Origin of the sequence: Streptomyces sp. PU-14G (genome assembly GCF_041028275.1) — a bacterium.
Classification (GTDB): Bacteria; Actinomycetota; Actinomycetes; order Streptomycetales; family Streptomycetaceae; genus Streptomyces.
Genome location: NZ_JASKYT010000193.1, coordinates 1 through 14135 on the forward strand (window position 1 = coordinate 1; position 14135 = coordinate 14135).

The following is a 14135-nucleotide window of genomic DNA, read 5'->3' on the forward strand; positions in this document are numbered from 1 at the left end:
CCACCGGACACACCGTCCTCCCCGACGTCGGACGTACCGTCTTGCCCGACGCCGGGCAGCCCGTCCTGCCCGGCCCCCGCCCCCTCCATATGGCGCGGCAACCGCAGCGCCGCCAACGCCCCGAGGAGCAGCAGCGCCGCGCTGACCAGCAGCGTCACGTGCAGGCCCGTCACGAACGAGGCGCGTGCCGCCTCCTTGAGCGCCTCGCCGGTACTGCCGCCGAGACGGTCGGCGACCCCGTACGCCTCGCCCAGGGAGTGGCTGGCGTCGGTGCCGTCGCTGCCGGGGACGCCGAAGCGGTCGGCCGCGTCCCGGACGCCCGGCCCGTAGGCGGCGTTCATGACGCTTCCGAGGAGGGCGATGCCGATACCGGCGCCGAGCTGGTAGGCGGTCTCGCCGACGGCCGCCGCGCCGCCCGACTGTTCGGCGGGGGCCTCGCTGAGCATCGACTCGTAGCAGCCGAAGAGCGTCGTCTCCAGCCCGAAGCCGAGCAGCACGAAGCCGCCGACGAGGAGTCCAGGACGGTCCTCCTGGCCCACGCCGACGAGGCAGAGCACGGCGACGGCGGTGGCCACGAAGCCGAGCGCGACCATCGTGCGCGGGCCGAGCAGTGCCAGCAGCCGTGAGCCGAGCAGTCCGGCGGCGATGGCGGCGACGGACAGCGGCAGCAGCCGCAGGCCGGTCTCCAGCGGGGAGAGGCCGAGGACGAGCTGGAGGTACTGGGCGGCTATCAGGGCGAGGCCGACGAGCGCCAGCACGGTCAGCACGATGCAGCCGACGGAGGTACCGAAGGCGGCGCGGGTGAGGGTGCCGAAGTCGATGAGCGGCTGGGTGCGCCGGCGCTGGCGGCGGACGAACAGGGTGATCAGCGCGGCTCCGACGGCGAGGGGGAGCCAGCACAGGGGGGAGAGCAGTTCGCCGCCACCGGCCTGTTTGACGCCGAGTATCACGCCGAAGAGTCCCGCGGCGGCCATCAGGGCGCCCAGGACGTCCCACGGTCCCTCGCTGCCGGTGGCGGACTCGGGCAGCAGCCAGCGTCCCAGCGGCAGGCTGACCGCCATCAGGGGAAGGTTGATCAGGAAGACCGAGCCCCACCAGAAGTGCTCCAGCAGCGCGCCGCCGACCAGGGGGCCGACGGCCGCGCCGACGGCCGCGACGGCGCTCCAGATGCCGACGGCCAGGGCGCGCTCGCGGCGGTCGGGGAAGACCTGGCGGAGGATCGAGAGGGTGGCGGGCATGATCATGGCGCCGCCGACGCCGAGCAGGGCTCGGGCGCCGATCAGGACGCCCGCGGTGTGCGCGTAGGCGGCGAGGGCCGAGGCGACGGCGAAGAGGGTGTAGCCGAACAGCAGCACTCTGCGGGTGCCGATCTTGTCACCGAGCGTGCCGAAGAGGATCAGCAGTGACGCGCAGACCAGGGGGTAGGCGTCGACGATCCACAGCAGTTCGATGGAGCCGGGGCGCAGGTCCTCGGAGACGGCGGGGACGGCGACGTGCAGCACGGTGGCGTCGACGGCCACCAGGAGCAGGCTCGCGCACAGGACGACGAGCACGACCCATCGGTTGGCCTGTCCGCCGGTCCGGCGCCTGCCCGCTCCGCCATTGGGGACGTCCGCCGCCTGCCGCGATATGGCCGTGGTCGTCCCGGACATGTACAGCACCTCCTGTTGCTCTCGCACCCGCGGGCCGGCCGCCTGGGGGGTGGGACGGTTGCCTGGGGCGGCGTGCTGCCCGCGTGGCCCGTTCGGCGTCGGCGTCGGCCCGGTGTGGAGGGGCGAGTGCCGGTTAGCGTACGCGAGTCGCAGCGGGCGTCCACCGCTCCCCCATTCAACGGGTGTAGCGGCGTCAGTGCATCTGCCCGGGTGACGGGCCCGCATGACGGCCGGTTTCCAGTGGTTTTCGCGTTCTGCCCGGTCCGCCCAGTCCTCCGGGGGGTTCGCTCCCGGCGCTCGGGGCGCGCGAGCGGTGACCAATAATCGTCCGGATGACTGAACTCGCCGAGGCCGGCCACCTCCGAAACCGTACGGACGTTCCCCCGAGCGTTCGTGCGAAGGGGTGTCGCCGGGTCGCCACCGCCGTGCTGGCGTACGCGGGGGTGCGCGCGCTGGGGCTGGTCGTGCTGGCGGTCTGGAGCGCGGCGCGGGGCACCAGCCCGCACACGCTGCTGGCGGCCCGCTGGGACTCGCTCTGGTACACCCGGGTCGCCGAGGGCTGGTACGGCTACCAGGTGCACCTGCCCGAGGGCGGTATCCACTCCGACCTGGCGTTCTTTCCGCTGCTTCCGGCCCTCGAGCGCGGCCTCGCACAGCTCTCGCCGCTCTCGGCCCCCGACGCGGGCCTGCTGGTGAGCGCGGTCGCCTCGCTGGCCACGGCGTGGGCGCTCTACCTGATCGGCGAGCGGCTGCACGGGCCCCGTGCCGGGGTCTGCCTGGCCGTGCTGTGGGGAGCGGTACCGGTCGGCGTGGTGCAGTCGATGGCCTACAGCGAGTCACTGTTCACCGCGCTCGCGGCCTGGGCACTGTGGGCGGCGCTGACCGGTCGCTGGGTGTGGGCCGGGACGCTGGCGGCGCTGTCGGGGCTGACCCGCCCTGTGGGCGCCGCGGTGGTGGCGGCGGTGTGGTGCGCTGCGCTGCGCGAGCTGTGGCGCCGGCGGCAGGGGCCCGGGGCGCGCATGGCGCTGGGGCTGCTGCTCGCCCCGGCGGGGTGGTTCGGGTTCGTCGCGTGGGTGGGCGTCCGGACCGGAAGTGTCACCGGGTATCTGGACGTCCAGGGCCAGTGGGGCAACGGGTTCGACGGCGGCTGGGCGTTCGCCTGCTTCGTCTGGGACAACCTGCGAGGCACGTTCTTCGGCGGCCTGGGGCTGCTGGCGGGCGTCGCCCTGGTCCTGTGGCTGTGCGTGCTGTGCGTGCGGCAGCGGCAGCCTGGCGCCCTGCTGGTGTACGCGGGGATCGTGGTGGTGCTCGCCCTGTGCGCCAAGGGCTACTTCGGCTCCAAGCCGCGGCTGCTGCTGCCCGCGTTCCCCTTGCTGCTGCCCTGGGCGGCTGCGCTGTCCCGCTGCCGGCCCGCCCGCGCGGCGCTCGCCCTCGGCGCGCTCGCGGCGGCCTCGTCCGTCTACGGCGCCTGGTGGCTGAACGGCTCCGGACCGCCCTGACCCCGAGCACGCCGCCCGGATCGCGGCGGTGCCGAGCGCACCACGGCAGGCGCCCGCCCCTCCCCACCCCGGCAGCCGTGGAAAGCCGTACAGCGTCCGGGGAATGGCGGGAATTGCCGTCAACCGGCCTGTGACTCACGTCGCTTCACGGCCGCCTCACCACAATCAATCGGCCCGGGAATCGACCGAGATAAACAGAACCTAAGCCCGCACGGGGCGCTTTTGCACATCACATCGGCATCACGAAGAGCCCGCCCTCGCCGAACGCACTCTTCACGCGCGGTAATCTCGATTAGGTGCGTACCGACCGAATCTTCTCCCGGCTGGAGCAGGAGCCTCACCGCCCCTGCGGCCCGTTCCCGCGGATGAGCCGCGTCCGGCTGGGTCTGTTCAGCGTCACGGTCGCCTTCTACCTGGCGATCGTGGTCGCCGTCCTGGGCACGACGTGGCTCGTCCAGCTCGACTGGCAGGTCATGCTCTTCCGCCCGTACAAGCAGTGGCCCGCCATCCACGGCTTCCTGGACGCCTTCGTGGTGCTGGGGCAGCGCGGACCGACGGCGGTGCTGGTGGCCGCCTGGCTGGGCTGGCGCTCCTGGCGGCAGCGCACACTGCGGCCACTGCTGGCGCTGGCCTTCGCCCTCCTGCTGCTCAACGTCTCGGTCGGCGCCGTCAAGATCGGCCTGGGGCGGCTGGGGCCGCACTACGCGACGGAGATCGGCTCGGCGGAGCTGCTCAAGGGCGGCGATATATTTCCTTCGGGCCACACCGCCAACGCCGTCGTGACCTGGGGCATCCTCGCCTACCTGGCCACCACGCCGCTCGCGAGACGATGGCTGTCCGTCGTCGGGGCCGTCTTCGCCCTCGGCGTGGGCGCCACCACCGTCTACCTCGGTACGCACTGGGTGAGCGACGTGTTGCTGGGCTGGGCCGCCGGGCTGCTGATCCTGCTGGGGCTGCCCTGGTGCGAGCCGGCGATCGTACGGGTGGAGGCCTTCCTCTTCGCGCTGCGTGAACGGTTCACCACGGCAGGTTCACGGCTGGCACCCGCGCCCGCCTCCTCCGCCACGGGGCAGCCGGTCTCCACCCGAGGGAAACTGGTCGGCCCCCGGGTGCCCGCGCAGGACTCCGGCTCGGGCAACCGCAGCGCCGCGATGCCCCGCGCGGCCGACGAGACACGCGCTCCGGCGTCGCGCTACTGAGCCCGGAACGGGCCGCTTCGCCGCTGGTCAGCCCTGCCAGCAGCGCACCACCTGGCCGTCCTTGACCGCCAGGTTGAGCCGCCCGACGACGTACTCCATGGTGATGATCGCGTCCGGTTCCAGTTGCCGCACGCTGGTCCAGCCGCGTTCGCGGGCGCGGCGCTCCGCCTCCTGGGCGGCCTGGCCCACGTAGGTCTCCGGGTCGTCGTCGGGGCGCTGGGGGTGCACGGATTCGGGTGCCATGGGGCCACCGTATGCGCAGGGTACGCACACCCGGCAAGCACGGGTCGCATCGGCGAGTACGGGCCGCATCCCGGCGTCGTCACGCTTGTGTCACAACACGCTGTGCACGGCCAGTGGTTACCGGTGTCACTCGTACGTGCCTTCTGCGCGGCCTCAATTCGACGGCTTCCGCATTCCGTCCGGGCGTGCGGAAATAGCGGCGACGGATCCATTCTCATGAATTCCGGAACGGGAGGCGAAGGTCTCCTTAAGACAGTCGGAAGAGATGCCGAAGTGTGCCGGTCCTGCTATATGCGCGGTGTCGCCCGGCCTTCCAGAGAGCGGGACAACCGGTCGCGCAACGCGCCGACGTACGCTCTCAACTCCTCCGGCTCGCGCACCTCGAAGTCGAAGCCGAGCATCAACACGTGCACGGCGACCATCTCCAGCGTGGGTCCGCCGGTGCGCAGCAGACACGTCTCCTCGTCGACCGGCTCCAGCGTCCCGGACGTCAGCGATATCCGCTCGGCCGCCCGCTCCATGGGGGCGCGCACCAGCACCGTGACCCGGGCGGGATACACGCGGGTTGACACGCCCTCGGACACCCACACCGCCAGGTCCTCGGCCGGGGGCGTCCGGGGGGCGAACCGCGGTCCGTGCGGCGGAGTCAGCGTGATCCGGTCGACGCGGAAGGTGCGCCAGTCGGACCGGTCCACGTCCCAGCCGACCAGGTACCAGCGCCGGTGCGTGGTCACCAGCCGGTGCGGCTCGACGGTTCGCTGCGAGGGGGTGCCGTCGTGCGTCTCGTAGCGGAACCGCAGCCGTTCGTGGTCGCGGCAGGCGTGCGCGAGTTCGGTCAGCACCGCGGAGTCGACCGCGGGGCCGTAGTGCGGACCGGCCACGGACACGGTGAACTCGCTGAGCGCACCCACTCTGCGGCGCAGCCGGTGCGGGAGCACCTGTTCGAGCTTGGCGAGAGCGCGGGCCGACGCGTCGGTGATGCCCTCGATGCCGCCGCCCGCCGCCCCGCGCAGCCCCACCGCGACGGCGACGGCCTCCTCGTCCTCCAGCAGCAGCGGCGGCAGCTGGGCGCCGGCGCCCAGTTGGTAGCCGCCTGCCGTGCCGCTGGTGGAGTGGACGGGGTAGCCCAGCTCGCGCAGCCGGTCGACGTCCCGACGCACGGTGCGGGCGGTGACGCCCAACTCCTCGGCGAGGTCGGGCCCCGACCAGTCCCGGTGGGTCTGCAGCAGTGAGAGCAGCCGTAGCAGTCGCGCGGAGGTCTCCAGCATGGGCGCAGTCTCGCACCGCTCGCGGACAGGTGGTGTCCGCGAGCGGCTCGATCGCCTCCGCCTGCCGGGCCGGAGCGGTGGAACGGGCTGCCCTGGTCGCGCGGGGCGGGTGCGGTTGTGCGGGGTCCTGCTGCGACACGGTTGGTCAGGGGTCGGTGCGGTCGACCCTCACGGCCAGGTCGTTGTTGAGCGTGTAGTAGGGCTTCGCGGTGAGCTCCGGCTTCGCACCGGCCGCGTCCGCGACCTCCACGGCCTGTGCCGGGTAGGTGAAGATCCGCTTCTTGTCGGCGACGTCGTCGAGGATCCGGGCGACGCGCACCGCCTCAGCGCCCTCGTCGGGACGCAGCCACAGATCCCACAGCCGGTGCCCTGCCAGCGCCGGGTACGGCAGCGTGACGGTGAATTCCCGGGGATCGGCGGCCGAAGAGGCCACCTCCACCAGCACCGGAGAGCCCTCCCCCCGTCGGGGCCGGGCCTCCAGGCGGGCGGCCGGCTTCACCTCGGCGCCGTAGAGCCGCCCGGCCAGTTCCAGTCCGCCGTCGTGCACGCACAGCGTCCCGGCCTCGGCGTGCGGCCAGCGCATCCAGGAACGGACGCTGAGGTTCCCGTGCTTGGTGGCGTACGGGATGCGGACGCCCAGCCAGGTACGGCTCTCGTGGGGGACCCGGTCCACCAGGGAGCGCAGATCGTTGATGCCCGGTGCCAGTCGGCGCGGCTGCCGCCCCGGCAGGAGGAGGAAGACGTTCCAGCGGCCCTCGCCGAGCCTGACCGTGCTGGGCAGCGCCGCACGCAGCGTGCCGTCGGTCGCCTCCTGCACGGGCGCCAGCGGCAGCCTGACCTCCTCGGTCTCGCCTGAGGGGCCCGGGCGGCGGCGCAGCAGCAGCCCGGCGTCCGCGCCGGTCGAGACACCCGCCGGGAGCCGTACGTCGAAGGTGAGGCCGCCTGCGCTGTCGGCGGTGCAGTCGGCTGTCGGGCCGCGCTCGGCGGGCTGTGCGGGCACGGGTTCTCCAGCGTTCGGGTGGTGCTGCTCCCCGGCGGCGGGGAGGGGTGCCGGGGGCGGGGCGTCGAGGGTCGTGGTGCTCGCCGCGTTCGTCGGTGTCTCGGTGGTGGTGCCGCTCATGCCGTGCGTCCTGTCTGGACCGTCGCGTACGCCGTTCCCCTGAGTGCGTCCTTGACGGCGTAGGCCCCGCCCAGCAGTGAGGCGCGGGTGCGGTGCAGCCCGCGGCTGCCCTTGCCGGCGAGGTCCCGCATCAGCGACTCGTAGCGAGCTCCGATCCGGGCGGGGTCGAAGCGCGCGGAGTCGGCGAGTGCGGCCTGGCCCATGCGGCGGCGCAGTTCGTCGTCGTTGATGAGCCCGAGCAGCGCTGAGGCGACGGCGTTCTCGTCTCCCATCGGGACGAGCCGTCCGTCCACGCCGGGCCGGATGATCTCGGCGGGGCCGTGCGGGCAGTCCGTGGCGACGACGGGGAGGCCGCAGCGCATGGCCTCGACGATGGTCATACCGAACGACTCCAGACTGGAGGTGACGGCGGCGATCGACCCCTTGGCCCACTCGGGTTCGATGGGGTGGATGGCGCCCATGAGGAAGACGTGGTTGTAGAGGCCGAGTGCGTCTATCAGGGAACGCAGCCCGGGTCTCTCGCGCCCACCGCCGTAGATGCGCAGACGCCAGTCGGGGCGCTCGGCCACGACCTTGGCGAACGCCCTGATCAGCAGGTCGTACCGCTTGGCGGGAGCGAGCCGCCCCGCGGCGACGACCCACTTGCTGCTGCCGTCGGCCGGGGTGACCCCCGGCGCCGGCACGCTGTTGGGGACGGCCTCTATCCGGACGCCGGGCAGGCGCAGTTTGCGGCGGTAGTCGGCGGCGTCGGCCTCGGTGACGGTGGTCAGCGCGTCGAGCCGGGGGTAGACGCTGCGCAGCACGAGCTTCAGGTTGCGGGAGTGGGTCGCGAGGGTGAGGTGTTCCTGGCCGAGACGCACCGGGCCGCGCCTGGTCTGGCGGGCGAGGTGGGTGTTGAGCCCGGGCCTGGTGCCGATGACGACATCGGCGTCGGTGCCGGCCAGGTGTTCTCCGATGAGGCGGTCGGTCAGGCCGCTGTACATCGGGTACTTGCCGTCGGCCTGCGGAAAGACCCGGGCGGGCCGCGCGTGTTCGGCCCCCAGGTCGGCGGGCGTGCGCATACCACGGGTGTCGACGAGGTGGCGGAGCCTCACCCCTGGCCCGGGGTCGAAGACCGGCCGGTCGCGGGTGCGGAAGACCGAGACGACCTCCACGTCGTGTTGTTCGGCGAGGCAGCGGGCCAGGTTGTAGGTGGTACGGACGGTTCCCCCGATGGCGTACCCGTTGTGGAGCAAAAAGGAGATGTGCATTTTACCCGAGTCCATCGCGTCCTTGCGGTCAGTCCCCCTCTGTCCGCACTGTCACCAAGCTAGACCGTTAAGTACCTGGGAGGGTTGGGTGCTCTGATCAAGTTGTTTCAGAAGAGTTCTGAACGGTTTCACTTCTGTGACCTTGTGCGGGGAACTTCGCCCCTCCTCCGATCGTTCCTCTGCGACCCGAAGGCCCGGCACGGATACGGATACGGATACGGATACGGATACGGATACGCATACGCATACGGATACGAGCACGGACACGGCACGGGCCCGGCACGGACATGAGCTCAGGCCGCGGCCGGACACGAGCACGGCCCCGCCGGGCACGCATGACCCGGCGGGGCCGCTGTTCCCTCGGTGAGGGGTCAGCCGATGAGCGGCTCGGCGTCTCAGACGTCGAGCTGCTGGCCGACGACGATGAAGTCGGGATCGGAGCCGATGACGTCCTTGTTGGCGGTGTAGAGGTCCTTCCAGCCCTTCCCGTGCGCTGCCGCGATGGAGCCGAGGGTGTCGCCGGACTTCACGGTGTAGTCACCGGAACCGCCGCGCACCGCACTGCGGTCGGGGTGCGTGGCGGGGCGGTCCTGCGACTGCTGCCCGCTCTGGCTCGGATTCTGGCTCTGGTTCTGATTCCGGCTCTGGTCCGGTACCGGGGCCGACTGCGGTGGCGTACCGGAGGCCCCCGCCTTCGCGGAGCAGTTGGGCCAGGCTCCCCAGCCCTGCGCCTGCTGCACCTTGGTGGCCACGGCGATCTGCTGCGACCTGCTGGCCTTGTCGGCGGTGGAGGCGTAGGAGCCGCCACCGTAGGCCTGCCATGTGCTGTTCGAGAACTGAAGACCGCCGTAGTACCCGTTGCCGGTGTTGGTCTGCCAGTTCCCACCGCTCTCGCACTGGGCGATGCGGTCCCACACTCCGTCGTTCGACGCCGCCGAGGCCGTCGGAGCCATCGCGGCGAGCAGGGCGAGCGGGGCGGCGATACCGGCACCCGTGAGCACCGCTGCTGTACGACGCTTGAACAAATCAAACCCTCTCCACGAACCCGGGGTCCCCCTCGTTCCCCCCGAGCGGACGAGTGGCGGGGCGCACCTGACGCCCGCTCTCGTTCCGCCTGTCCCGGGTGGTGCGCGTTGCACCGTCGTGAAATGTATGGGGCACCTCGCCCGAATTGAAACCAGATCCTCATCTGACCAGGTCAGATGCTGGTTACTCGGTATAACAACGATTTTCGGACACCCCCAAAGGCCCGCAATCCGGGCAGTAGTTGACAGGGGGGTGCGCTCGCTGTGAGTCACTTCACGAGTCGAACTCCCGTCCCCTGCCGGTCCGTTGACGGTGCGTGAGCCCGTGCCCCGCGTACGTGACCGGATACCGGCGGACACGGAGGGGCGTCACGCGCCCGCGCGTGACTGTTACCACAGGCCGCCCGTTGTCCAGGCGAACGCCGAACCGAAAGCCAGGAGTCCCCGTGTCCCCCATGCTCGATGTCAGCGACGCCGTACGCGCCGAGATCGGCGAAGCAGAAGCCGACAGGCTGCTCGCCGGAGAGAACACCCCGGGAGAGTACGACTGCACCTCGTGCCGCACCCGTGGCAACCCCCGCCACGAGCGCACCAGCACCGTGCTGTTCGTCGGTGAGGAGACGGCCGTCCTCGCCTTCGCGCACGCCGCGTGCATCCCCTCCCAGGTGGTCACCGTCTCCGAGGACCAGCTCCAGGGTGCCGTCCGCACGCTGACCGCCGGCGAACCCGGCACCGGGCCGGGCCACGACCCAGGCCAGGCAGCGGCGGCGGCCCCCGCCGCGCCGCAGGCCGGCCCCGGCCCCCAACCGGCCGCCAGGCAGGCCGTGCTCGGCGTGACGTGCGGGCAGGTGCTCCTCGACGACACGCTGCATCCGGCCATCGTGGTCGAGCCGACGGGGCCCATCGCCCGCCCCGGCTCCGACGGCCCGGGCGACGACTTCCTGCCACTGCTGATCGAGCACGGCTTCCTGCCGGTCGACGACGTGGCCCGGCAGCCCTCACCGGTCGCCGGATGGTCGGTGCTGCTGGCCATGGGCCAGCTGCACGCCATCCTGCAGCCCCCCGCCTCCCCCGGAGCCCAGCCGGTCGCATGGTGGCAGGCCCACCAGCCGCTCGCCGTGACCGACGGCTGGCGCACGGCGGCAGCCAAGAGCCACACCGTGCTGGTCTACGCGGCGCCCGCCGGCTCCATCGGCCAGCAGCCCCGCGAGGACCTGCTCCGGGAGGCGTTGGAGAAGGCGGCTGCCGGCGGCCTCCTGGTCGCAGGAACGATGCCGCTGGCGGGCACATGAACCGCTGCGGCGCACCGGGAGCCACGGCGTGAGCGGCGGGTGGCGGCCCCTGCGATCAGGTCATTCGCCGCACGGGCCCGCATCCGGCACGCCGCACGGTCGTTGGGCAGACGTGCAGCAATACGAGCCTCTCCGAGCCCACCCCGCCCACCACGGCAGCAGCCGGGTGCCCGCCCCTTCGGGGACCTTCGTCGTCCCCAGGATGCGGTCGCCGCACAGCACGTCACCGGAAGGGTCGACACCCATCTACGACTCGCTGTACGCGGAGTACCGCAGACTCTTCCGCGCGCTGCCAGGCGACCGCACGGGCGAGGAGGAACTGCGGTTCGTGGGGTTCGGCACGGTGCACGGCACGGGCACGGGATCCTGGCGTGACGAGGAGCGGCCGACCGCCTCGTGGCACACGCCCGCCTGGCACCTGCCCGCACTGCCCCCGGCGCCCCGCCACGGTCACCACCACTGAGGTGACCGGGCGGGGCCCCACCCCGAGGGGCGGCGGTGGTCACTTCCTGCGACCGCGCTTCTCCCGCACCCGGACCGAGATCTGCAGCGGCGTCCCCTCGAACCCGAACTCCTCGCGCAGCCGCCGCTCCACGAAACGGCGGTAGCCCGCCTCCAGGAAACCGGAGGCGAACAGCACGAAGCGCGGCGGCTTGGTGCCCGCCTGGGTGCCGAAGAGGATGCGGGGCTGCTTGCCGCCCCGCACCGGGTGCGGGTGCGAGGCCACGATCTCGCCGAGGAACGCGTTCAGCTTTCCGGTCGGCACCCGCGTCTCCCAGCCGGCCAGCGCCGTCTCGATCGCGGGCACCAGCTTCTCCATGTGCCGCCCGGTGCGCGCCGAGACGTTGACGCGCGGCGCCCACTGCACCTGCACCAGGTCCCGTTCGATCTCCCGCTCCAGATAGAAGCGGCGCTCCTCGTCCAGCGTGTCCCACTTGTTGTAGGCCAGCACGACGGCACGGCCCGACTCGACGGCCATGGTGATGATGCGCAGGTCCTGCACGCTGATCGATTCGCTGACATCGATCAGGACGACCGCGACCTCGGCCTTCTCCAGCGCCGCCGCGGTGCGCAGCGAAGCGTAGTAGTCGGCGCCCTCGGTCAGATGGACCCGCCGCCTGATCCCGGCGGTGTCCACCAGCTTCCAGGTCTTGCCGCCGAGCTCGATCAGCTCGTCCACCGGGTCGCGGGTGGTGCCCGCCAACGCGTCGACGACGACGCGCTCCTCGCCGGCCACCTTGTTCAGCAGGGACGACTTGCCGACGTTCGGGCGGCCGATGAGAGCGACCCGGCGCGGCCCGCCCAGCGCCACCCCGCCGAACGTCTCGCGGGGCGCCTCGGGCAGCGCCTTGAGTACCTCGTCGAGCATGTCGCCCGTGCCGCGCCCGTGCAGCGCCGAGACGGGGTGCGGCTCGCCCAGGCCCAGCGACCACAGGTAGGCGGCGTCCGCCTCGCCCGAGGGCCCGTCGACCTTGTTGGCACACAGCACCACCGGCTTGCCCGCGCGGCGCAGCAGCTTGACGACCGCCTCGTCGGTGTCGGTGGCGCCCACCACGGCGTCCACCACGAACACCACCGCGTCCGCGGCCTCCACCGCGAACTCGGCCTGCGCGGCGACGGAGGCGTCGATGCCCAGGACGTCCTGCTCCCAGCCGCCGGTGTCGACGACCTTGAAGCGGCGGCCCGCCCACTCGGCCTCGTAGGTCACCCGGTCCCGCGTGACACCGGGACGGTCCTCCACGACGGCCTCGCGGCGGCCGATGATCCGGTTCACCAACGTCGACTTCCCGACGTTGGGGCGGCCGACGACGGCCAGCACCGGCAGCGGCCCGTGCCCGGCCTCACCGAGCGCGCCCTCGACCTCCTCCTGGTCGAAGCCCTCCTCGGCGGCCAGCTCGAGGAACTCGGCGAACTCGGCGTCACCCAGCTCACCGTGCCCGTGCTCGGTGCCGTCGTCGGCGGGCTGCATCTGGTCGTTCATGACGTCTCGTCCTCGTCGTTCAGCGATCCCGTCCAGGGACCGGGGCCGGGCTCACCGGCGGCGGCGGCCGGTCGCGGCGGCCGACTCGTCGGTACAGGTCAGCGGCCGGTGAGCCGCCTGGCGTCTTTCAGATGTGCGGTCAACCGCTCCTGGAGCTGAACGGTGGCCTGATCCAGCGCCTTGCGCGTCCGGCGCCCCGAGCCGTCGCCCACGGTGAAAGGATCACCGAAGACCACGTCCACCCGGCTGCGCAGCGGCGGCAGCGCCCGTATCAGCCGCCCAGGACGGTCGGCACTGCCGAGCACCACGACCGGGACGACCTGCGCACCGGAGCGCAGCGCGAAGTAGGCGAGCCCGGAGCGCAGCGAGGCGAAGTCCCCCTCGCCGCGGGTGCCCTCGGGGAAGATCCCCAGCACCCCACCGCGTTTCAGCACCCCCAGCGCGCTGGTGACGGCGTTGCGGTCGGCGGACGTGCGGTCCACCTTCAGCTGGCCGATACCGCGCAGGAACGCGTCGAGCGGGCCGACGAACGCTTCCTTCTTGATCAGGAAGTGCACGGGGCGCGGCGCCGTCCCCATCAGCATCGGACCATCGACGTTGTGCGCGTGGTTGACCGCCATGATCACCGGGCCGCCCGGCGGCACCCGCCACGCGCCCAGCACCCGGGGCCGCCACAGCGAGTACATCAGCCCCAGCCCGATCCGGCGCCCGACGGCGGCGCCCCGCTCGCCGGGGACGCCCTGCTCGCCCGGGACGCCCTGCTCGCCGGGGACGCCCGGAGCGGAGTCCGTCGGCGTCACCGCGCCGCCTCCTCCACCGGTTCCGCCTCCGCCTTACGCGCCGCGGCCTTCTCCACCAGGGTGACCACGCACTCGATGACCTGCTCCAAGGTCAACTCGGTGGTGTCCACCTCGACGGCGTCGTCCGCCTTCTTCAGCGGAGAGGCCTTGCGGCTGGAGTCCGCCTTGTCACGGGCGGTCAGCGCCTGCTGGGTGGCGGCCAGATCCGTCACCGGCTTGCCCTCGGTGGTCTTCAGCTCGCCGCTGCGGCGAGCCGCCCTGGCCTCGGGCGAGGCGGTGAGGAAGACCTTCAGGTCGGCGCCGGGCAGCACCGTGGTGCCGATGTCCCGGCCCTCGACGACGATGCCGCCGCCCGCCTCGGCGGCGATCGTCCGCTGGAGCTCGGTGATCCGGGTGCGGACCTCGGGCACGGCGCTGACCGCGCTGACCGCGGCCGTCACCTCCTGCGTCCGGATCGGACCCGAGGCGTCGAGCCCGTCGGCCGAGATGGCCGGCTGCCGAGGGTCGGTGCCCGAGACGATGCTCGGCTTGTCCGCGGCGGCTGCGATCGCGTCCTGGTCCGAGACGTCCACACCGTTGCTGAGCATCCACCACGTGATCGCCCGGTACTGCGCGCCGGTGTCCAGGTAGCTCAGCCCCAGCTGGGCCGCGACGGCCTTGGAGGTGCTCGACTTGCCCGTGCCGGAGGGGCCGTCGATGGCGACAATCACTGCTGCGGGGGTCGCGGACACGGTGGTGGGCACCTTTCGTGGGACTACTCTCGCGGGTCTACGGGCTCTCGGCGCGCGCGGCGCGTGGGGCGGGCG

Annotated in this window: 13 protein-coding genes; 4 read left to right on the top strand and 9 right to left on the bottom strand. The window is 72.3% G+C overall.

Annotated features, from left to right (window positions below; genetic code table 11):
- Positions 1 to 1652: MFS transporter (locus AB8Z75_RS21405; RefSeq protein WP_369204392.1), on the bottom strand; the 1652-nt coding region annotated here is incomplete at its 3' end.
- A 332-nt stretch (positions 1653 to 1984) separates the two neighbouring features.
- On the opposite strand from AB8Z75_RS21405, the gene AB8Z75_RS21410 reads away from it, so the two are divergent.
- Both AB8Z75_RS21410 and AB8Z75_RS21415 read left to right on the top strand, forming a co-directional pair.
- Positions 1985 to 3151: a glycosyltransferase family 39 protein gene (locus AB8Z75_RS21410; RefSeq protein WP_369204393.1), complete on the top strand. Its 1167-nt coding sequence runs from the start codon at positions 1985 to 1987 to the stop codon at positions 3149 to 3151.
- A 296-nt stretch (positions 3152 to 3447) separates the two neighbouring features.
- Complete coding sequence (locus AB8Z75_RS21415; RefSeq protein ID WP_369204395.1) at positions 3448 to 4350, top strand: phosphatase PAP2 family protein; 903 nt, start codon at positions 3448 to 3450, stop codon at positions 4348 to 4350.
- A gap of 27 nt (positions 4351 to 4377) precedes the next feature.
- On the opposite strand, the gene AB8Z75_RS21420 is transcribed toward AB8Z75_RS21415, so the two are convergent.
- From AB8Z75_RS21420 to AB8Z75_RS21440, 5 genes are all read right to left on the bottom strand, one after another.
- Positions 4378 to 4593: an I78 family peptidase inhibitor gene (locus AB8Z75_RS21420; RefSeq protein WP_369204397.1), complete on the bottom strand. Its 216-nt coding sequence runs from the start codon at positions 4591 to 4593 to the stop codon at positions 4378 to 4380.
- A gap of 287 nt (positions 4594 to 4880) precedes the next feature.
- Positions 4881 to 5861 carry a helix-turn-helix transcriptional regulator gene (locus AB8Z75_RS21425; protein ID WP_369204399.1) on the bottom strand — a complete coding sequence of 327 codons (981 nt, stop codon included), beginning with the start codon at positions 5859 to 5861 and terminating at the stop codon, positions 4881 to 4883.
- A 145-nt stretch (positions 5862 to 6006) separates the two neighbouring features.
- The gene (locus tag AB8Z75_RS21430) at positions 6007 to 6981 is read right to left on the bottom strand and encodes a hypothetical protein (protein ID WP_369204401.1); all 975 of its coding nucleotides are present in this window, start codon (positions 6979 to 6981) and stop codon (positions 6007 to 6009) included.
- Entirely contained in the window at positions 6978 to 8231 is a 1254-nt protein-coding gene (locus tag AB8Z75_RS21435) for a glycosyltransferase family 4 protein (protein WP_369204407.1), read from the bottom strand. Before AB8Z75_RS21435 ends, AB8Z75_RS21430 begins: the two co-directional genes overlap by 4 nt.
- Positions 8232 to 8626: 395 nt before the next feature.
- Positions 8627 to 9256, bottom strand: coding sequence for a transglycosylase family protein (locus tag AB8Z75_RS21440; RefSeq protein ID WP_369204402.1), 630 nt, complete (start codon positions 9254 to 9256; stop codon positions 8627 to 8629).
- 455 nt (positions 9257 to 9711) lie between these two features.
- Here AB8Z75_RS21440 and AB8Z75_RS21445 point away from each other — a divergent pair, with 455 nt between their 5' ends.
- Both AB8Z75_RS21445 and AB8Z75_RS21450 read left to right on the top strand, forming a co-directional pair.
- Positions 9712 to 10548 (top strand): hypothetical protein, encoded by an 837-nt coding sequence (locus AB8Z75_RS21445; RefSeq protein WP_369204409.1) that lies wholly within the window; start codon positions 9712 to 9714, stop codon positions 10546 to 10548.
- Positions 10549 to 10750: 202 nt separating this feature from the next.
- On the top strand, positions 10751 to 11011 hold the full coding sequence (locus AB8Z75_RS21450) for a hypothetical protein (protein ID WP_369204411.1): 261 nt from the start codon (positions 10751 to 10753) through the stop codon (positions 11009 to 11011).
- A 39-nt stretch (positions 11012 to 11050) separates the two neighbouring features.
- On the opposite strand, the gene der is transcribed toward AB8Z75_RS21450, so the two are convergent.
- The 3 genes from der to cmk all read right to left on the bottom strand — a co-directional run bounded on the left by der (position 11051) and on the right by cmk (position 14060).
- Positions 11051 to 12529 (bottom strand): ribosome biogenesis GTPase Der, encoded by a 1479-nt coding sequence (gene der, locus AB8Z75_RS21455; protein WP_369204403.1) that lies wholly within the window; start codon positions 12527 to 12529, stop codon positions 11051 to 11053.
- Between the two features lie 98 nt (positions 12530 to 12627).
- Positions 12628 to 13215, bottom strand: coding sequence for a lysophospholipid acyltransferase family protein (locus AB8Z75_RS21460; protein ID WP_369204413.1), 588 nt, complete (start codon positions 13213 to 13215; stop codon positions 12628 to 12630).
- Positions 13216 to 13325: 110 nt separating this feature from the next.
- On the bottom strand, positions 13326 to 14060 hold the full coding sequence (gene cmk / locus AB8Z75_RS21465; RefSeq protein ID WP_369204405.1) for a (d)CMP kinase: 735 nt from the start codon (positions 14058 to 14060) through the stop codon (positions 13326 to 13328).
- Positions 14061 to 14135: the final 75 nt, after the last annotated feature.